Here is an 18,243-nt window from a genome sequence, read left to right on the forward strand (position 1 = left end):
GTTCCCATGGCGCCCCTGCCGCCCCGTGCTTCCGTTCTGCTCTCGCGCCGCGCTTTCGTGGCGGGAGCCGCCGCCTGCGGCTTCGGGGCGAGACCGGTCTCGGCCGAGACGGTGACGCCGATCCGGATGCTGCTGAGCTGGCGCCTCGAAGGGCTCGCGGGGCTGTTCCTCGCCGCGCAGGAGAAGGGCTATTTCCGTGCGGAAGGGCTCGATGTCAGCTTCGAGGCGGGAAGTGGGGCGCGGCAAACCCCGGCGCGCGTGGCGGCCGGCGAGTTCGATGCCGCCTGCGGCGACGTCAATGCGTTGATGCGCTTCCGGGATGCGAATGCCGGCCAGGATCTCAAGGCGGTGATGATGATCCATGATCGCCCGCCTTTCGCCGTCATCGGCCGCCGCAGCCGCGGCATCTCGGCCGAGCCGGCGAGCCTCGAAGACAAGAAGCTCGGCGCACCGGCGGCGGATGCCGCCTTCGCGCAATGGCCGCTCTTCAAGGTCCTCACCCGGATCGACGACAGCCGGATCCGGCTGGAAAATATCGGCTTCCCCGTCAGGGAGCCGATGCTGGCTTCCGGGGAGGTCGACGCCGCCTTCGGCTTCGGTCCCTATTCCTTTGCCGGCCTGAAGGCGCGCGGGGTGCCGGCCGACGACATCGTCGTGATGACGATGGCCGATCACGGGGTCCTGCTCTACGGCAATGCGATCATGGTTTCGCCCAAGCTCGCGACCGACAAGCCGGAGGCCGTGCGCGGGCTCCTGCGGGCGCTGGTTCGCGGTGTCCGGGATGTGGCTGCGAATCCCGACCTCGGCGTGCAGGCGATCATGCGTCGCAATGAGAATGCGCAAGCCGAGGTCGAGCGCGAGCGGCTGACGCTGGCGCTCGCGCAGAACGTGCTGACGCCCTCTGTGAGGGAACACGGGCTCGGCGGCATCGACCGGGTGCGCTGGGCGGCGGCGCTGGAGCAGAGCGCGCAGGCCCAGCCCTTCCGCGACAAGGCCCGCGCGGGCGATGCCTTCACCGACGCCTTTCTGCCGGCGAAGGACGAGCGCCTGTTCTGAGCGCCGCGCCTGGCGCAAGGCGGCCTGTCCCATGAGAGGGTGACAGGGCGGGGCGGGCTGCCTATCGTGCCGCGCCTTTTTCCACCGGATCCCGGTTCTTTGCACCTGCCCGACCTGCCCGATTACACCCAGCTGCGTTCCGCTTTCCGCTGGCGCATCCCCGAGCGCTACAACATCGCCGCCGATGTCTGCGACCGCTGGGCCATGGCCGAGCCGGAGCGGCCGGCGATCATCGAGGTGTCGGGCGACTGGCAGGTCGAGCCGGTCAGCTTCGGCTGGTTCCGGGAATATTCCAACCGGCTCGCCAATGCCTTGCGGGCGCGTGGCGTCGCGCGCGGCGACCGCATCGCGATCCTGCTGCCGCAGGGGCGGGCGGTGCTCGCCGCCCATCTCGCGGCCTACAAGCTCGGCGCCATCGCGGTGCCGCTGGCGGCGCTGTTCGGCGTCGATGCGCTGACCTACCGCCTGGCCGATTCCGGCGCGAAGGTCGTCGTGACGAACGCGCCGGGGCTGGCGAAGCTGCGCCGGATCGAGGAGCCCTTGCCCGGGCTCGCGCTGGTCATCTCGACCGATGGCCGCGATGGCGAGGCCGAGGATTGGGAGGCGCTGCTGGCCGGGGCGAGCCCGGATTTCACGCCGGTCGACACCACGCCCGACGATCCGGCGCTGATGATCTACACCTCCGGCACCACCGGCAATCCGAAGGGCGCGCTGCACGGCCACCGCGTGCTGCCGGGCCATCTGCCGGGCGTGCAGATGCCGCATGAGTTCATGCCCCGGCCGGGCGATCTCGCCTGGACGCCGGCCGACTGGGCCTGGGCCGGCGGCCTGCTCAACATGCTGCTGCCGGCGCTGCATTTCGGCGTCGCGGTGGTGGCGCGGCCGGTGACGCGCTTCGAGCCGGACGAAGCCTACCGGCTGATGCAGGATTTGCGGATCCGCAACGCCTTCGTGCCGCCGACGGCGCTCCGGATGCTGCGCGGCGCCGGCAGCCCGCGCGGCCGTTTCACGCTGAACCTCAGAAGTGTCGCTGCCGCCGGCGAGGCGCTGGGCGCCGAGACGCTGGAATGGGGGCGCGAGGCGCTCGGCCTCACCATCAACGAGGCCTATGGCCAGACCGAATGCAATCTCGTGCTCGCGTCGAGCGCCGCGATCGGCGTCAGCCGGCCGGGCGCGATCGGCAAGGCGGTGCCGGGACATGAGGTCGCGATCATCCGGCCGGACGGCTCGGTCTGCGCAGCCGGCGAGGAGGGACAGATCGCGGTCAGGCGCCCCGATCCGGTGATGTTCCTCGGCTACTGGAACAATCCCGCGGCCACGGCGGCGAAGTTCATCGGCGACTGGATGACGACCGGCGACGAGGGCGTTGAGGACGAGGACGGCTATGTCCGCTTCATCGGCCGCGACGACGACGTCATCACCTCCTCGGGCTATCGCATCGGGCCGGGCGAAATCGAGGACTGCCTGCTGCGGCACCCGGCGGTGGCGCTGGCGGCGGCCGTGGGCAAGCCCGATCCGCTGCGCACGGAGATCGTCAAGGCCTTCGTCGTGCTGAAGCCGGGTTATGCCGGCTCGCCGGCGCTGGTGTCCGAATTACAGGATTTCGTCAGGGCGCGGCTCTCGGCGCATGAATATCCGCGCGAGATCGCCTTTCGCGAGGAACTGCCGCTGACGACGACCGGCAAGATCATCCGCAGGCTGCTGCGGGCGGAAGGGTAGGCAGGAGGCAGCCCTCATCCTGAGGAGCCGCGTAGCGGCGCTCCTCAGGATGAGGGCTCGAACTGTCAAAACACTCTGAGAAGCGCTTTCAAGCCGGTTGAGCGGTGCTCTCGCGGGCCTGCTGGCCGAGGAACGCGGCCCAGAGCCGCTGCACCGTCTCTTCCTCGATGTCCTTGACGATCAGGACGAGGCGGGAGCGGTGGTCGCCGTCCGGCCAGGCATCGAGCCGGATCGGCGGATGCAGGATCTGCTGGACGGCATGGACCAGCAGCGGCCGTTCCGGCTGGTCGGCAAGCCGGACGAGGCCCTTCAGCCGGAGCAGGCGCGGCCCGTGGATCGAGCGCAGCAGCGTCCAGAACAGCTCGAAGGTCTGCTGTGCCACCGGCTGCTCGGCCGTCAGCGCGAAGGCCCGGATCGAGGCGTCGTGGCGATTGACGTCGTGCGGGTGCTGATCGTGGTGCTCATGGCCGTGGTGGTGGTCGTGCCCATGGCCATGATCATGGTGATGATGGCCGTGGTCGTGGTGCCCCGGTAGCGCGTCCGCCGCCAGCCAGTGCCGCAGAGCTTCCGGTCGCCTGGCGAGATCGTAAAGGCCGGCGCCGAGCAGCGTCGAGGCCGGAGCATCGGGCGGCAGGATCTCGATGCCGGGATTGAGCGCGGCGAGGCGCGCGCGCAGCGCCGCGACATCCTCGGGCGTGGCGAGGTCGGTTTTGGTCAGGACGAGCCGGTCGGCCGCGACGACCTGCCGGCGCGCCTCCTCATGGGCGTCGAGTGTCGCCATGCCGTTGACCGCATCGACCAGCGTGACGACGCCGTCGAGCTGGAAGCGCAGAGCGAGATAGGGGTGGTTGATCAGCACGTTGAGGATCGGCGCGGGGTCGGCGAGGCCGGTCGTCTCGATGACGAGGCGGGAGAAGGCTCCGATACGGCCGTTGTCGCGGCGGCGCAGCAGATCTTCCAGCGTGACGATGAGGTCGTCGCGGATGGTGCAGCAGAGGCAGCCGGATTCCAGCAGGATCATGTTCTCGGCGACGCCCTCGACCATCAGATGGTCGAGCCCGACCTCGCCGAACTCGTTGACGAGCACGACGGTGTCGGCCAGTGCCGGATCCTTCAGCAGGCGGTTGAGCAGGGTCGTCTTGCCGGCGCCGAGGAAGCCCGTGAGCAGGGTCAGCGGAACGGGAACGGGGCGGGCTGGATCGCCGGTCATCACACTCTGAAAGCCTCAGGCCGGCACGGGGCGCCGCCTCGATTGTTCTAGTATTACATTAGTGACCAGCGCCGCGATGACAAGGGCGCCGCCGGCATATTGCAGAGACCCCAGCCGCTCGCCGAGGACGACGGCGGCGATCGCGACGGCGATGATCGGCTCGGCGCAGTAGGCGAGGCCGGCGGGGCCCGGCGCGATCCGGGCCAGCGCCAGGATCTGCAGGACGAAGCCGACCAGATAGCCGCCATAGGTCACGGCAAGCGCGATCGGCGCGAGCAGGAAGGCCTGCGGCGGCAGGAAGCCGCCGGTCAGCGCGAGGATCAGCAGCGTTACCGGCAGGATGACGACATGCGACCAGAACAGCTTCGGCATGGTGGCGATCGATGCGCAGCTCGCAGCGGCGAAGAATTGGGCGGCCGCCGCGAGGCTGGCGAGCCCGGCCAGCGCCAGCCCGCGCGGATCGAGGCCATGCAGGTCCGGCCCCACCACCAGCGCGATCCCGATGAAGGCGACGAGCGCCACGACGAGCCTGTCGGCCCGGAACGGCGCCCGGGTCAGGAGCGGCTCGAGCAGAACGATGAGCACCGGATAGGTGTAGAAGATCACCGCCGCGACCGAGACCGGGACGAAGGACACCGATGAGAGATAGGCAGTGCCGACGAGGGCGGTGGCGATGCCGAAGCGCAGCACGGGCAGGCGCTGGCCGCGAAGCAGGCCGAGCGAGGCGCGGGCGAGCAGGGCCGCCGCGCCGACCAGCACGAGCATGATCAGGACGCGGTAGAAGACCAGCAGCGGACCGCCGAGGCCGGCAGCCCCCGCGATCTGGGCGCTGACGATATTGGTGCCGAAGGCGGCGGCCGACGCGAAGGCGAGCAGCAGCCCCTGGCCTTCGCTGGTGCGCCCCCCGCTCAATCAGGCCCCCGACCGTTTCAGGCGTCGTCGCCGATCTTGGCCTTGGCTTTCGCCGCGGGCTTGGGCTTGACGGCAGCCTCGGCGGGCTTCGGCTTCACCGGTGGAACCTTGATGGCCTTCGTCGGCTGCGCCTTGGCGGGCTGTGGCTTGGCCGCCTGGGAATTGGCGGCCCGCGCGGCCGGCTTGATCCCGGCCGCGGAACCGGGGCGCAGGCTCGCCGCCGTCGCCTTGTTGCCGGCCTGGACCGCTCCCTGCAGGCGCAGCGGCCCGGATTCGAAGGCGTCGCTGGAGGGCTGGACCGGCGCGCCGGCCGGGGCGAAGGCGTTGGTGCCGCGCGGGATCGCGCCATTGGCGGAGGCCGTGCGCGGCACGGCGCCGCCGACGAGGCCGGCGGCGACGGGCGCGCCCGGCTCGATGGTCGGCGTCGCGCCGCGGGCGACGCGCGAATCGGGCTGCGAGGTCACATTGGCGGCGAGCGGTGCTGAGGCCGAGCCCGCGGTGCGGCCGAAGGAGACCTGAACCGGCATGGTCTCGGAGCGCGGACCAAGGACGACGCGGCCGCGCGGGGAGCGCGTCGCGACGGGGCCGGCCGACTGCGTCGCGAAGGTGGCGAAGCGACCGCCATCGGAATCATTGCCGCCGGTCGGCGCGAAGCCGCCGATCGGCCCGCTGGAATCGGCATCATCAGCCAGCGCCACGCCGCCGCCGCGACGGCGGATCTCGTCGCAGACATTCGGGGCGCGCGTGCCGCTCGGCGGCATCGAGGCGAGGTTGGTGCCGGTGCCACCCCAGCGGCTGAAGCCTTCGTCGAGGAGCTGCGCGGCCTTGACCGTGCGCTCCGTGCCGGACGCCGAGCCGAGCACGACGGCGATGAGGGTGCGTCCGCCGCGGCTCGCGGTCGCGACGACGTTGAAGCCCGAGGCGCAGGTGAAGCCGGTCTTCATGCCGCCGATGCCGGCATAGCGCCCGACCAGGCCGTTGGTGTTGTGCATGACCTGCTTGCCGAGCTGGACGGCGGAGGTGCTCCAATAGGCGGAGTATTCCGGGAAGTCGCGCATCAGCGCCATGGCGAGCACGGCGAGGTCATGCGCGCTGGTCTGCTGGTCGGGATTGTCCCAGCCATTCGGATTCATGAAGCGGGTATCGCGCATGCCGAGGCGCTGGGCCTCGGCATTCATCATGCCCACGAAGTCCGGCACGTTGCCGCCGACGCCCTCGGCCACGACATAGGCGATGTCGTTGGCCGATTTGACCATCATGATCCTGAGCGCGTTGTCGAGCGTGATCTCCTGGCCGGCGCGGATATAGACCTTCACGCGGGGCTGGCTGGCGGCGAGCTTCGAGGCCGGGATCGCGGTCTCCAGGCCGATGCGGCCGTCGCGGACAGCCTTCAGCGCCAGATAGATCGTCATGATCTTGGCGGTCGAGGCCGGGCGCCAGGCCTGGGTCGCGTTCTCGGCGGACAGGACCTCGCCGCTCGAGGCGTCGACGACGAGGCTCGCTCCGGCAAGAGCGGGTGCCGTGAAGGCGAGACCAAGGGCAAGGGTGACGGTGAGGCGGGATGCGATCATCGGCGGGTCTTGAACCTGTCTTGTCGTGAACGAAGCTTGGCAGCGCGACGGCGCTGGGTTCAACGCGACGCATGCGGCATTTTCGAGACGACGGGCGCAAATCTCCGCCCAGGAACTCATAGCTGCATGCATACCTACCCCCAGCGCAGCGATTTGCCTAGCCGCCACGGCCGGTCCAGAAGCGATAGCGCATCATGCTTTCGCGGGGCTCATCGGCGTGGCTTTCGGCTTTCTCTGGATTCCGGCGACGATCCTCGCCTCGCTGCTGCAGACGGCGCGCAACCTGGCGCAGCGCTCGCTGACCGACGTCATCGGCGTGGTCGGGGCGACGCAGGTGCGCTTCCTGTTCGGCCTGCCCTTCGCGATAGTCTTCCTCGCCGCCGCCTGCCTCGGGCTGCGGACGCTGCCGCCCTCGATCGGACCAGCCTCGCTCGGCTACACCGCCTGGGGCGCGCTGATGCAGATCGCGGCGACCGCGCTGATGCTGGCGGCGATGCGCGAGCGCTCCTTCGCCGTGACCACCGCCTACACCAAGACCGAGCCGGTGCAGGTCGCGATCTTCGGCGCTCTGCTGCTCGGCGACGCGCTCAGCCCGCTCAAATTCCTCGCCATCGCGATCGCGACCTGCGGCGTCATCGTCGTCTCCTGGAAGCCGGGGGAGAAGCTGACCCGCGCCGGCCTGCGGCCGGCCGTGCTCGGCATCGTCTCTGGCGCCTGCTTCGCGCTTTCGGCGATCGGCTTCCGCGGCGGCATCCAGGCCCTGCCGGAGGGCAATTTCCTGATTCGCGCCTCGACCATCCTGGTGCTGGGGCTGGCCATGCAGACCGCGCTCTTGACCTTGTACATGCTGGTCGCGAACCGCCCGGCGCTGTGGCTCAGCCTGCGCAACTGGCGCCGCTCGCTCTCGGCCGGTTTCCTCGGCGCCGCCGCCTCGCAATTCTGGTTCATCGGCTTCTCCCTGACCAGCGCCGCCAATGTCCGCACGCTCGGCCTGATCGAGGTGCCGCTGGCGCAGATCGCCTCGCGCCGCCTGTTCGCGGAGGGAACGAGCCGGCGCGAGATCCTCGGCATGGCGATGATCGTCGGCGGCGTCGGGTTGCTGCTTTTGATCTCGTTGCAGTGAGGCCGGAGGCCGGCTAGTGCTGAAGCGAAGGGCTGTCAGCCGATCCGCGCACGCCGAGCATGCGCGGATACCGGCTTGCGGGATCGACAAGCGCTGCCAAGATAACGTGTAGCTGCACATTAAGGGAGATTCGCCATGAGCGCTGCGATCGTCGGCTGGGCCCATACGCCGTTCGGCAAGCAGGATGTCGAAACCGTCGAAAGCCTGATCGTACGCGTCGCGACCGACGCGCTGATCGACGCCGGCATCACCGCCGACCAGGTCGACGAGATCGTGCTCGGCCATTACAACGCCGGCTTCTCGGCTCAGGACTTCACCGCGTCGCTGGTGCTGCAGGCCGATCCGGCGCTGCGCTTCAAGCCGACGACCCGCGTCGAGAATGCCTGCGCCACCGGCTCGGCCGCGGTCCATCAGGGCGTGCGGGCGATCAGGGCCAAGGATGCCAAGATCGTGCTCGTCGTCGGCGTCGAGCAGATGACCAAGACGCCCTCGGCCGAGATCGGCCAGAACCTGCTGAAGGCCTCCTATCTGCCGGAGGATGCCGGCACGCAGGGCGGTTTCGCCGGCGTCTTCGGAAAGATCGCCGCCGGCTATTTCCAGCGCCATGGCGATCAGTCCGACGCGCTCGCCATGATCGCGGCGAAGAATCACAAGAACGGCGTCGAGAACCCCTTCGCGCAGATGCGCAAGGATCTCGGCTACGCTTTCTGCCGCGAGGAGAGCGAGAAGAACCCCTATGTCGCCGGGCCGCTGAAGCGCACCGACTGCTCGCTGGTCTCGGACGGCGCCGCCGCGATCGTGCTGGCCGACGAGGAGACCGCCTTGCAGATGCGCCGCGCCGTCGGCTTCCGCGGCATGGCGCATGTCCAGGATTTCCTGCCGATGTCGAAGCGCGACATCCTGAAATTCGAGGGCGGCGCGCTCGCCTGGAAGAAGGCGCTGGCGGATGCGGGCGTGACGCTGGATGACCTCTCCTTCGTCGAGACGCATGACTGCTTCACCATCGCCGAATTGATCGAATACGAGGCGATGGGGCTGACCAAGGAAGGCGAGGGCGCCCGTGCGATCAAGGAGGGCTGGACGCAGAAGGACGGCAAGCTGCCGGTCAACGTCTCCGGCGGCCTGAAGGCCAAGGGCCATCCGATCGGCGCCACCGGCGTCTCGATGCATGTCCTCTCCGCCATGCAGCTCACCGGCGAGGCGCCGGAGGGCATGCAGCTCAGCGACCCGCGCCTCGGCGGCATCTTCAACATGGGCGGGGCGGCGGTGGCGAACTACGTCTCCGTGCTCGAACGCATCAGGTGACAGGGGCGCCTCGGGCGGGCGAGACCTCCCGGGGCGCGGACTTGCAGACAGGGCCTTTGCCGGAGCGCGGGCCGCCAAGCGAAAGCGACCCTTCGTGACGAGCTTCGTCGTCCTGCTGCTGGCCTATATCCTGAGCCAGTTCTTCCGCGCGTTCCTCGCGGTGATCTCGGGCGACCTGACGCGGGATCTGGGTCTCGACCAGGGCCAGCTCGGGAGCCTACAGGCGGCCTGGCTCGTCGCCTTCGCGCTCACGCAGTTCCCGGTCGGCTATGCGCTCGACCGGATCGGCCCGCGGCGGACGCTGGCGGGATTTCTCCTGGTCGCCTTCGCCGGGACGGTGATCTTCGGCTTGTCGCGCGGCTATCTCTCCGCCCTGGCGGCGCTGGCGCTGATCGGCATCGGTTGCGCCCCCATCCTGATGTCCGGCTTCTACCTGGCTGCGCGCCTCTATTCGCCCCGGCATTTCGCGACGATGTCGTCCTTCCTGATCGGCTTCGGCTGCATCGGCGATCCGTTGAGCGGGGCGCCGCTCGCCTATTTCCTGGCGGCCTATGGCTGGCGCGCGACCGTCTTCGGCCTCTCCGGCATCGTGGCGCTGACGGCCCTGCTGGTGATGTTGCTGCTGAAGGATCCCCCGCCGCTTCCCGGCACGCCGCAACGGCATGTCTCGCTGCTGGATGGGATCCGGCAGATCGTGGTGAAGCGCCCGCTTTGGCTGATCCTCCCCTTCACCTTCGTGAGCTACGGTGTCACGATCTCCATCCGTGGCCTGTGGATCGCGCCCTATCTCCAGAGGGTGCACGGCTTCGATCTCGCTGCCACGAGCTATGCGGCGATGGCGATGGGAGGGGTCATCGCGGCGGGCGCGCTGCTGGTGCTGCCGCTCTATCGCCGGATCGGGGCCAAGCCTACGGTCATCGCCTGCGCGGTGACCGTCGCCCTGGCCTGCTTCGCGCTGGCGCTGTGGGGCGAGGCATCATCCCGCCTTGCCGTCGGCCTGCTTCTCGTCATCGGGCTGTTCGGCGTCACCTATGCCGTGGTGATGGCGCATGCGCGCGCCTTCATGTCGCCTCAGGAGATCGGCCGCGGCGTGACCTTCATGAATTTCGTCTTCATGGGCGGAGCCGGCGTGATGCAATGGGTGTCGGGGCGCCTGGTGAACGCGCTCGACAGGCAGGGCTATGAACCGCAGGCGACCTTCGGCTGGCTTTTCGTCTTCATGGGCGTCGCCCTCGCCGTGGCGCTTGCCCTCTACATGGCATCGCCAGCCGAATCGAAGGCGGCCGCCCCCGCGGGGATGTAACCTCGCCCTTGCCGCGCGGCCGACCGGGTATTACCTTTCGGAACAGGGTATTACGGAGGCGGCGATGGCCACCACAGTCACCAGCAAGGGGCAGGTCACGATCCCCAAAGCGGTGCGGGACAGGCTCGGCATCAAGCCGGGCAACGCCGTCGACTTCCGGGTGGAGCCGGATGGGCGGGTCGTGCTGCTGAAGGCGAAGACTGACATCCCAAAAAGCCGCTTCGAAGCTTTGCGCGGGATCGCAGGGCCGGGTTTGAGCACGGACGAGATCATGGCGATGTCGCGCGGCGAAGACTGAGTGACCTTCGTCGACACCAATATTCTCCTCGACCTCTTCACCGCCGATCGGCAATGGGGCGCTTGGTCTCAGGCGCAGCTCGAACGGTTGGCGGCGGAGGGACCGTTGATCATCAACGATGTCGTCTATGCCGAGGTCTCGATCCGCTTCGAGAGCGTCGAGGAGGTCGATGACGCGATCCGGCGCGCGGGCCTCCTGTTGGAATCGATCTCGCGCCAGGCGCTCTACAACGCCGGCAAGGCCTTCCGCCGTTACCGCGCGGCAGGTGGAGCCCGAACCGGCGTCTTGCCGGATTTCTTCATCGGGGCCCATGCCGAGGCAGCGGGCCTACGGCTTCTGACCCGTGACGCGCGGCGCTACCGAAGCTATTTTCCGTCGGTCGAGCTGATCGCGCCGTAAGTTCGCCCCCGCTGCGCTCAGCCCTCGCCGGGCGCCTTTGCCGCGATGGCGAGCGCGTGGACACGGTCCGCCAGCTCTTCCGACAGCGCCGCGTTGACGAGGCGGTGGCGCTCGAGCCGGCTCTTGCCGATGAAGGCTTCCGACACGATATTCACCCGGAAGTGAGTTTCCCCGCCCTCGCGCCAGCCGCCATGGCCGTGATGCTGGTGCGATTCATCGATCACCTGCAGGCTCTGTGGCGCGAAGGCCGCATCGAGCTTGTGAGTGATCCTTTCAGCTATCGTGGTCATGATCGCGCCACCGTTGCGATGATCTCCTGAGGGTTCGGCGCGTGCATGTTGCGTCGCACTTGCCGGCCCGCCTTCCGCGTTTCATAACCATTCGACGATGAACATCAACTCGCGCCTTTTCGATCGTATCAGGATCGGCCCTTCCGAGGCGGAAGCGGTCGTCGATGGCGATGTGCCGCGCTGCGACCATCCCGGCTGCGCGCGGACCGGCGAGTTCCGCGCGCCCAAGGGGCGCGGGCGCGAGGGCCAGTTCTTCCGCTTCTGCATGGAGCATGTGAAGGAATACAACGCCTCCTACAACTACTTCTCCGGCATGGACGACGCCGCGCTCGCCGCCTACCAGAAGCAGGAGGAGATCGGCCACCGGCCGACCTGGAAGCTCGGCGTGAACTCCAAGGCCGCGCGCATGGCCCAGAAGGGGCGCGTCGCGAATGGCCAGGCGGGGCCCGATACGAGCGACGCCTTCAACCTGTTCGGCGCGCGCCGGGCCCAGCATGCGGCGCGGCAGGAGCCGCGCGTCGGCGTGGTGGCGATGAAGGCGCTGGAGACGCTCGGTCTCGACGACAGCGCCGATTCCGCTGCGATCAAGGCGCGCTACAAGGAGCTGGTGAAGCGCTTCCATCCGGACGCCAATGGCGGCGACCGCTCGCGCGAAGGCACGCTCCAGGACATCCTCAAGGCCTATCAGCAGCTCAAGAGCGTCGGTATGGTCTGAGTGGCCGGGCCGGCTTCGCCCGGCGGGCGAGGCGCAAGGCCGGAGGCGAGATGACGACGGATATGGTGCAGGCGCCGCCCGATGCGGCGCAGCGGCGGGCGAAGCCGCCGGTCGTGGTCTATCCGAACGGCACCCTGCCGCCGCCCGATATGGCGATGCTGGCTGCGGCGCGCACGCGGCTCAGCAAGATCGACGAGATCATCGTGCCGCCGCGCGAGGGCGGCAGCTTCCGCGTGCCGAAGGGACATTTTTTCCGGATCGTCAGCATCGAGGGGCCGCAGGTCGGCGACCTCAATCTCTGGAACGCGGACGACCTGTCGGAGCGCTTCTTCAACGGCAAGACGCGGGCGCTGCATGCGACGCATCTGTCGACAGGCGACCGGCTGTGGAGCTCGCTACCCTATCTGCGCCCGATGGCGACGATCAGCCATGACACGCTCGGCTGGTATGGCTGGGACCAGGACGGCGCCGGCATCCACGACGTCATCGGCACGCGCTGCGACCCCTATACGCATCGCCTGCTCGGCGGGGACGACTACCATCATTGCTGCCACTCCAACCTGTCGCGGGCGCTGGGCGCGGCGACCGGCAAGCCGGCGCGCGAGGTCGAGGGCCATGTCCATGACGTGCTCAACGTCTTCATGTGCACGGGCTTCACCCGCGACACGCATCAGTATTTCATGAAGGCGAGCCCGGTGCGGCCCGGCGATTTCATCGAGTTCTTCGCCGAGATCGATCTGCTCGGGGCGCTGTCCGCCTGCCCCGGCGGCGATTGCGGCGCGACGCATTCGAGCGATGCGGCGGCCTGTCATCCGCTCAAGGTCGAGATTTTCGCGACGGAGCCGGAATTGCTGAAGGGGTGGACGCCGCCGGAGCGGAATCCGTATGGGCGGGGGCACGGGGAGTAGGCCCCCTAACCCTTCCTCTTCGCCGCCAGCCCCGCGACATCGGCGATGATGCCGTCGAGCGCGAAATCCTTCGGGGTGTAGACCCGCGCCACGCCCATGTTGCGCAGCGCGTTCTCGTCGTCGGGCGGGATGATGCCGCCGACCACGACGGGGACATCCATGCCGGCGACGCGCAGGCGCGCCGTGACGTCGCGCACCAGCGGCAGATGCGAGCCGGAGAGGATGGAGAGGCCGATGATGTCGGCCTCCGTCTCCCGCGCCTGGGTGACGATCTCCTCCGGCGTCTGGCGGATGCCGCCATAGCTGACATTCATGCCGGCATCGCGGGCGCGCACCGCGATCTGCTCGGCGCCGTTGGAGTGGCCGTCCAGGCCGGGCTTGCCGACGAGGAAGCGTGGCGGGCGGCCGAGCCGCTCGGTCGCCTTCTCGACCGCGGCCCGGGCGGTGGCGAGCCCCGTCGCGTCGCCAAGCTTCGTCGTGTCGACGCCGGTGGGGGCGCGGTATTCGCCGAAGATCTCGCGCAGGGTCTGCGCCCATTCGCCGGTGGTGACGCCGGCCTTGGCGCAGGCGATGGAGGCCGGCATTACGTTGCGGCCCTCGCGGGCGCTGGCCGCGAGATCGGCCAGCGCCGCCTCGACGGCTTTCGCGTCGCGGGCGGAGCGCCAGGCCTTCAGCCGGCCGATGGCCTCGATCTCGACCGAATCCGGCACGGTGACGACAGAGCCGTCGCCGGCCGAGAGCGGGGAGGGCTCGCTATTGGTGAATTTGTTGACGCCGACGACGACCTGCTCGCCGCGCTCGATCGCCTCGATGCGGCGCGCGCCGTTCTCGACCAGCGCCTGCTTCATGTAGCCGCTCTCGACGGCGGCGAGTGCGCCGCCCATGTCGTCGATCCGGGCGAGTTCCTCCAGCGCGGCCGCCTTGAGCTCGTGGACCTTGGCGTCGACCACGGTCGAGCCGTCGAAGATGTCGCCGAATTCGAGCAGGTCGGTCTCATAGGCCAGGACCTGCTGCATCCTGAGCGACCATTGCTGGTCGAAGGGGCGGGGAAGGCCGAGCGCCTCGTTCCAGGCGGGGAGTTGCACAGCCCGCGCGCGGGCCTTCTTCGAGAGCGTGACCGCCAGCATCTCGATCAGGATGCGGTAGACGTTGTTCTCGGCCTGCTGCTCGGTCAGCCCGAGTGAGTTGACCTGCACGCCGTAGCGGAAGCGCCTGCTCTGTTCTTCGGTAACGCCATACCTGCCTAATGTGATCTCGTCCCAGAGCTCGGCGAAAGCCCGCATCTTGCACAGCTCGGTGACGAAGCGCATGCCGGCATTCACGAAGAAGGAGATGCGCCCGACGACGCCGGGGAAGTCGGCCGCGCTCACCTCCGGCCGGGCGCGGATCGAATCAAGCAGGGCGATGGCCGTCGCCAGCGCGAAGGAGAGTTCCTGCACCGGCGAGGCGCCGGCCTCCTGCAGATGGTAGGAGCAGACATTGGTCGGGTTCCATTTCGGCAATTCGCTGGCCGTGAAGACGACGATGTCGGTGGTGAGCTGCATCGAGGGGCGCGGCGGGAAGACATAGGTGCCGCGCGACAGGTATTCCTTGACGAGGTCGTTCTGCGTGGTGCCCTGCAGGAGCCTGCGGTCGGCGCCTTGCTCGTCGGCGACGGCGATGTAGAGCGAGAGCAGCCAGGCCGCCGTCGCGTTGATCGTCATCGAGGTGTTCATCTGCGCCAGCGGAATCTGGTCGAACAGGGTCCGCATGTCGCCAAGATGGCTCACGGGCACGCCGACCTTGCCGACCTCGCCGCGCGCCAGCACATGGTCGGGGTCGTAGCCGGTCTGGGTCGGCAGGTCGAAGGCGACGGAGAGGCCCGTCTGGCCCTTGGCGAGATTGTTGCGATAGAGCTTGTTGGATTCAGCCGCGTCGGAATGGCCCGCATAGGTGCGGAAGATCCAGGGCTTGTCGCGCTGCGCCGCCTGCAGGCCGCCTCGGTCGATCGCGGTCATGACGTTTCCCCGGTCTTGCAGAGCAATCTCAATGTTGCACTGCGGCGAAGATAACGCCAGAGCCGCGCCGATGTCCCCTTCGACGTTAGGCGGACGGGATCAATGCCTGGGGCAGTCCCTGTTCATCCCTCGGGACGCGCTTCCGCGAACCCGTCCTCAAGATGCGGGATGCCGAGATTTGCCCGGTCCGGATCGGTTATTCCGAAACGATCGTGCCCCGCATCGGGGAAGGCGGCGGCAGAAGCGCTGCCAGGCGGCGATCGGTCTTGGGAGGGGCGATGAAGGCGTGGGCGGTCTTCTTCGGCAGGTCGAGATCGAGCGGCCGGTCCGGCGGCATCGGCGCGTTCCGGACGAGCCTGACCGCGGCGGAATCGAAGGCAGGGTTCGCCGGCGCGGAAGGTTGCGGCGCGAAGGCGAGCGGCGCGGATGCGAAGGAGGCAGAAGAGGTCGAAGCGGCGGAGGAGGCCGTCGCGAGCGGCGCGGCTGCCGGCTCGGATACCGCCGCGAGCTGGTAGTTCGGCTCCTCGTAGATGCGGCGACGCTCGGGCCGTTCGCCCTTCAGGTAGAAGGCATTGCCGCCGGCCACCGTGACGTAATGCATGTTGGTGTAGGAGAAGCGCAGCCCGGCCGTATGAAAATGCTTGGCCGATCCGACCGCCGCGTTACGGCGCCCGTCGAGGATATCGTCCGCGATGGCCTCGATCTTCGGCAGCGTCTTTTCCGTCATCGGGCGCGTCAGGACGCCGGAGGCGAACTGGCGGGGTGCGCCGACCACGCCGCAGATCGTCTCGGGATAGCGCGCCGATTCGACCCGGTTCATCACCACCGTGCCGACGCCGAGCAGGCCCGCCTCGCTCGAGCGGTTCGACTCGAAATACATCGCCCGGACGAGGCATTCCTTCTCGCGGGGATCGGCCTTGGCGAGGGCGACGGCGCGCTTGCGCGCCTGGCTCGGTTCCTTCGCCGCCGGCGCGGCGGTCGAGGCCGTCTCGACAGGCGACATGCTACAGGCGCCGAGGACCGGAGCAGCCAGCGAAATCAGAAGCGGGATCGCTTTGCGGCCATGTCGGCGTACGCCGCCGGGACGAAGACCAAGTGCAGCGATCGCGGTCCGCTTCATGCGGCAACCTCCTGAATTCGGGACCGTGGGTTGCCGGGAAGGCGACCGGGATCTCCGGCAAGGAAACCTGAATTCCTTAACAGAAAGTTAATCCGGGAAGGAAGGGGTGGTGCGTGCGAGGGCGGCCGAGGTGGCCGGAAGGCACCGAGGCGGCCTCATCTAACGCCCTCTTTCGCAACGGAAAACCGGAACGCTCCGAGCGGTGATTTTTTATCGGCGGTGGGCCTGCAGACGCCTTAAGGAAGCGATGCCGTGCCGGCCCGAAGGAAGCGGAGAGCCGGGATTCAGCTCGGAACTTTGCCGACTCGCGCACCAGCATGGTGCCCCGGGTCAAGCCCGGGGCGACGGCGCGGCTCCTCCGAACCTCAGCGGCCGCGGGATGCGTCTGTTCGAACCCGGAACTCGTCCAGGGCGACGGTTTTCGCAACCCGATCGGCGCGAGGAGCTTCAGTTCCCCGAGCCCGGCAGGCGCGGCAGCGGCAGGAATTCGACGCCTTCCTCATGCAGCATCCGGGCATCGTCCGGCGTCGCCTCGCCATAGATGGCGCGCTCTTCCGTCTCGCCGTGATGGATCTTCAGCGCTTCCTCGGCGAAGCGCTCGCCGACATGCTCGGCATTGTCGCGGACATGGCGGTGCAGCGCCGTGACCATCTCGCGAAAGGCCTTCTCCTTCTCGCTCATCAGCGCGACAGGGGCAGGGGCCGGCGAAGGGGCGGAAGACGTAGGCACGGGCGCCTTCGGGCCGAGATCGGTGCGGGCGACGTTCGGCGCCATGATGGCGCGCTCGACCTTGGCGCTGTTGCAGACCGGGCAGGTGACGAGCCCGCGCTTCGCCTGGTCCTCGAAGCCTGCGGAGGTCGAGAACCAGCTTTCGAAGGCGTGGGCGTTGTCGCAGATCAGGGCGTAACGGATCATGGCGTTTCAGCAAGGCGACCAATCGCGCCTGTCGGGCAGATGGGTGTTCGGGAGGTCGTCGGCAAGGCGGCGGGCGCGTGGCGGCAGGCCGCTCGCCTCCCGCGGTCATGCGTGGGAACGGTCAGGCCGCCAGCAGCGGGTCGAGCTCGCCGCGCGCGTCGAGGGCATGGAGGTCGTCCGAGCCGCCGACATGCCTCTCGCCGATGAAGATCTGCGGCACGGAGGTCCGCCCGCCGGCGCGCGCCGTCATCTGCTGGCGCAAGCCGGGCCCGCTCTCGACGTCGATCTCCTCGAAGGCCGCACCCTTCCGGGTCAGCAGGGACTTGGCGGCCGCGCAATAGGGGCACCAGGAGGTGGTGTAGATCGTGATCGGCGGCATGAAGGCGGCCTTGGTTAGCGTTGCGTCGTTCCTCATGTAGTGCGTCGTCATCCATCCGTCACGACCCGCGCGAAGGTCAGCACCTCGACCTGACGCGCACCGGCCCTGAGCAAGGCGCGCGCCGCGGCATTGACGGTCGCGCCCGTGGTCAGCACGTCGTCGATCAGCAGGATGCGCCGGCCCTCGATGTCCGGGCGCGCGCCGTCCGGGACCCGAAAGGCGCCCTGCAGATTATCGGCGCGCTGGGCGCGGGTGAGCCCGACCTGCTGGCGCGTGCGCTTGCGGCGGGCGAGCGCGGCCGGCGCATGGGGCAGGCCGGTCAGCCGGGCGATCACCTGCGCCAGCAGGGCCGCCTGGTTGAAACGGCGGCTCCAGAGCCGCGTCCGGTGCAGCGGCACGGGGAGGATCAGATCGGCCTCGGCGATCAGCTCGTGCCCGGCCTGCACCATCATCCGGCCGAGCGTCACCGCCAGTTCCGCCCGGTCGCCGTATTTCAGCCGGTGCACCAGTTCGCGCCCGACGCCGTCGAAGCGGCAGACGGCGCGGGCGCGGGCGAAGACCGGCGGATCGGCGATCGCCGCCGGCGACAGGAGCCCCCGGCCGAGATCGACGGCGAAGGGCGTGCCGAGACGCTCGCAATAGGGGCGCTCGATGAATCCGATCTCGCCCCAGCAATGGGCGCAGAGCGCCTGCGCATCCCCGGTCGCGGCCCGGCAGGCGACGCAGACCGGCGGGTAGATCAGGGCCAAGGCCCGCTTCAGCCCTGCACCCAGCGCAAGACGGGCAGGCTTCAATGCTGGGAAGGAGAATATTATTTTTCTCGCCGGGGAGGCGGCAGAGGAATCCTCCTGAATGGCCGGCGCGCCTTCGGGAAATCGCTCTTCGTCGACGAGATCGGCCTGCCGCTGCCCTGTCATCCCGCGCTGCAACCTCTATCTTCTTCGCACTGCATGATGGCGGGCGACCGCTCGGCGTCGTTGCGTGCCGGCCTACCATCGAGCCTCGCGTTCCGAAGGACAATCC

18 protein-coding genes are annotated in these 18,243 nt (G+C 68.8%); 9 read left to right on the top strand and 9 right to left on the bottom strand.

All coding sequences use genetic code 11. The annotated features are described in order from the left end of the window. Positions 1-6 precede the first annotated feature (6 nt). Entirely contained in the window at positions 7-1,056 is a 1,050-nt protein-coding gene (locus GGC47_RS17400; RefSeq protein WP_142023090.1) for an ABC transporter substrate-binding protein, read from the top strand. A 105-nt stretch (positions 1,057-1,161) separates the two neighbouring features. Then, a complete protein-coding gene (locus GGC47_RS17405; RefSeq protein ID WP_370955209.1) occupies positions 1,162-2,775 on the top strand; it encodes an AMP-binding protein in 1,614 nt (537 codons plus the stop codon). A gap of 88 nt (positions 2,776-2,863) precedes the next feature. On the opposite strand, the gene GGC47_RS17410 is transcribed toward GGC47_RS17405, so the two are convergent. The 3 genes from GGC47_RS17410 to GGC47_RS17420 are packed head-to-tail and all read right to left on the bottom strand — an operon-like array spanning position 2,864 to position 6,468. Beyond that, positions 2,864-3,985 (bottom strand): CobW family GTP-binding protein, encoded by a 1,122-nt coding sequence (locus tag GGC47_RS17410; protein ID WP_142023091.1) that lies wholly within the window; start codon positions 3,983-3,985, stop codon positions 2,864-2,866. Positions 3,986-4,000: 15 nt separating this feature from the next. Further along, the gene (locus GGC47_RS17415; protein ID WP_142023092.1) at positions 4,001-4,897 is read right to left on the bottom strand and encodes an EamA family transporter; all 897 of its coding nucleotides are present in this window, start codon (positions 4,895-4,897) and stop codon (positions 4,001-4,003) included. 17 nt (positions 4,898-4,914) lie between these two features. Beyond that, on the bottom strand, positions 4,915-6,468 hold the full coding sequence (locus GGC47_RS17420; protein WP_185748040.1) for a serine hydrolase: 1,554 nt from the start codon (positions 6,466-6,468) through the stop codon (positions 4,915-4,917). Positions 6,469-6,685: 217 nt separating this feature from the next. On the opposite strand from GGC47_RS17420, the gene GGC47_RS17425 reads away from it, so the two are divergent. The 5 genes from GGC47_RS17425 to GGC47_RS17445 all read left to right on the top strand — a co-directional run bounded on the left by GGC47_RS17425 (position 6,686) and on the right by GGC47_RS17445 (position 10,896). Next, a complete protein-coding gene (locus GGC47_RS17425) occupies positions 6,686-7,591 on the top strand; it encodes an EamA family transporter (protein ID WP_142023094.1) in 906 nt (301 codons plus the stop codon). A 135-nt stretch (positions 7,592-7,726) separates the two neighbouring features. Further along, on the top strand, positions 7,727-8,896 hold the full coding sequence (locus tag GGC47_RS17430) for an acetyl-CoA acetyltransferase (RefSeq protein WP_142023095.1): 1,170 nt from the start codon (positions 7,727-7,729) through the stop codon (positions 8,894-8,896). Between the two features lie 94 nt (positions 8,897-8,990). Further along, positions 8,991-10,199 carry an MFS transporter gene (locus GGC47_RS17435; RefSeq protein ID WP_142023096.1) on the top strand — a complete coding sequence of 403 codons (1,209 nt, stop codon included), beginning with the start codon at positions 8,991-8,993 and terminating at the stop codon, positions 10,197-10,199. Between the two features lie 64 nt (positions 10,200-10,263). Further along, complete coding sequence (locus GGC47_RS17440; protein ID WP_142023097.1) at positions 10,264-10,497, top strand: AbrB/MazE/SpoVT family DNA-binding domain-containing protein; 234 nt, start codon at positions 10,264-10,266, stop codon at positions 10,495-10,497. Then, on the top strand, positions 10,498-10,896 hold the full coding sequence (locus GGC47_RS17445) for a type II toxin-antitoxin system VapC family toxin (protein WP_142023098.1): 399 nt from the start codon (positions 10,498-10,500) through the stop codon (positions 10,894-10,896). Between the two features lie 17 nt (positions 10,897-10,913). On the opposite strand, the gene GGC47_RS17450 is transcribed toward GGC47_RS17445, so the two are convergent. Continuing rightward, a complete protein-coding gene (locus tag GGC47_RS17450; protein WP_038363181.1) occupies positions 10,914-11,186 on the bottom strand; it encodes a BolA family protein in 273 nt (90 codons plus the stop codon). A gap of 97 nt (positions 11,187-11,283) precedes the next feature. Between GGC47_RS17450 and GGC47_RS17455 the strand changes: the two genes are divergently transcribed. Continuing rightward, entirely contained in the window at positions 11,284-11,901 is a 618-nt protein-coding gene (locus tag GGC47_RS17455) for a J domain-containing protein (RefSeq protein WP_038363182.1), read from the top strand. 50 nt (positions 11,902-11,951) lie between these two features. After that, positions 11,952-12,809, top strand: coding sequence for an urea carboxylase-associated family protein (locus GGC47_RS17460; protein ID WP_142023099.1), 858 nt, complete (start codon positions 11,952-11,954; stop codon positions 12,807-12,809). A 5-nt stretch (positions 12,810-12,814) separates the two neighbouring features. Here the strand turns inward: GGC47_RS17460 and GGC47_RS17465 are convergent, their stop codons facing one another. The 5 genes from GGC47_RS17465 to GGC47_RS17485 all read right to left on the bottom strand — a co-directional run bounded on the left by GGC47_RS17465 (position 12,815) and on the right by GGC47_RS17485 (position 18,014). Next, complete coding sequence (locus GGC47_RS17465) at positions 12,815-14,806, bottom strand: methylmalonyl-CoA mutase family protein (protein WP_142023100.1); 1,992 nt, start codon at positions 14,804-14,806, stop codon at positions 12,815-12,817. A 196-nt stretch (positions 14,807-15,002) separates the two neighbouring features. After that, on the bottom strand, positions 15,003-15,809 hold the full coding sequence (locus GGC47_RS17470) for a cell wall hydrolase (protein ID WP_142023101.1): 807 nt from the start codon (positions 15,807-15,809) through the stop codon (positions 15,003-15,005). Between the two features lie 564 nt (positions 15,810-16,373). Further along, entirely contained in the window at positions 16,374-16,841 is a 468-nt protein-coding gene (locus GGC47_RS17475) for a DUF1178 family protein (RefSeq protein ID WP_142023102.1), read from the bottom strand. Between the two features lie 121 nt (positions 16,842-16,962). Next, entirely contained in the window at positions 16,963-17,220 is a 258-nt protein-coding gene (gene grxC, locus GGC47_RS17480) for a glutaredoxin 3 (protein ID WP_038363187.1), read from the bottom strand. A gap of 47 nt (positions 17,221-17,267) precedes the next feature. Next, complete coding sequence (locus GGC47_RS17485; protein ID WP_429068584.1) at positions 17,268-18,014, bottom strand: ComF family protein; 747 nt, start codon at positions 18,012-18,014, stop codon at positions 17,268-17,270. Positions 18,015-18,243 lie beyond the last annotated feature (229 nt).

Origin of the sequence: Allobosea sp. OAE752, from assembly GCF_050433265.1 — a bacterium.
Classification (GTDB): Bacteria; Pseudomonadota; Alphaproteobacteria; order Rhizobiales; family Beijerinckiaceae; genus Allobosea; species Allobosea spartocytisi.

Excerpts from the sequence above, each read along its gene's own strand:
- GGC47_RS17460 (WP_142023099.1), top strand. The coding sequence starts at position 11,952 with ATGACGACGGATATGGTGCAGGCGCCGCCCGATGCGGCGCAGCGGCGG.
- GGC47_RS17440 (WP_142023097.1), top strand. The coding sequence starts at position 10,264 with ATGGCCACCACAGTCACCAGCAAGGGGCAGGTCACGATCCCCAAAGCG.
- GGC47_RS17475 (WP_142023102.1), bottom strand. The coding sequence starts at position 16,841 with ATGATCCGTTACGCCCTGATCTGCGACAACGCCCACGCCTTCGAAAGC.
- GGC47_RS17400 (WP_142023090.1), top strand. The coding sequence starts at position 7 with ATGGCGCCCCTGCCGCCCCGTGCTTCCGTTCTGCTCTCGCGCCGCGCT.
- GGC47_RS17465 (WP_142023100.1), bottom strand. The coding sequence starts at position 14,806 with ATGACCGCGATCGACCGAGGCGGCCTGCAGGCGGCGCAGCGCGACAAG.
- GGC47_RS17455 (WP_038363182.1), top strand. The coding sequence starts at position 11,284 with ATGAACATCAACTCGCGCCTTTTCGATCGTATCAGGATCGGCCCTTCC.
- grxC (WP_038363187.1), bottom strand. The coding sequence starts at position 17,220 with ATGCCGCCGATCACGATCTACACCACCTCCTGGTGCCCCTATTGCGCG.
- GGC47_RS17450 (WP_038363181.1), bottom strand. The coding sequence starts at position 11,186 with ATGACCACGATAGCTGAAAGGATCACTCACAAGCTCGATGCGGCCTTC.
- GGC47_RS17430 (WP_142023095.1), top strand. The coding sequence starts at position 7,727 with ATGAGCGCTGCGATCGTCGGCTGGGCCCATACGCCGTTCGGCAAGCAG.
- GGC47_RS17420 (WP_185748040.1), bottom strand. The coding sequence starts at position 6,468 with ATGATCGCATCCCGCCTCACCGTCACCCTTGCCCTTGGTCTCGCCTTC.
- GGC47_RS17470 (WP_142023101.1), bottom strand. The coding sequence starts at position 15,809 with ATGTCGCCTGTCGAGACGGCCTCGACCGCCGCGCCGGCGGCGAAGGAA.
- GGC47_RS17410 (WP_142023091.1), bottom strand. The coding sequence starts at position 3,985 with ATGACCGGCGATCCAGCCCGCCCCGTTCCCGTTCCGCTGACCCTGCTC.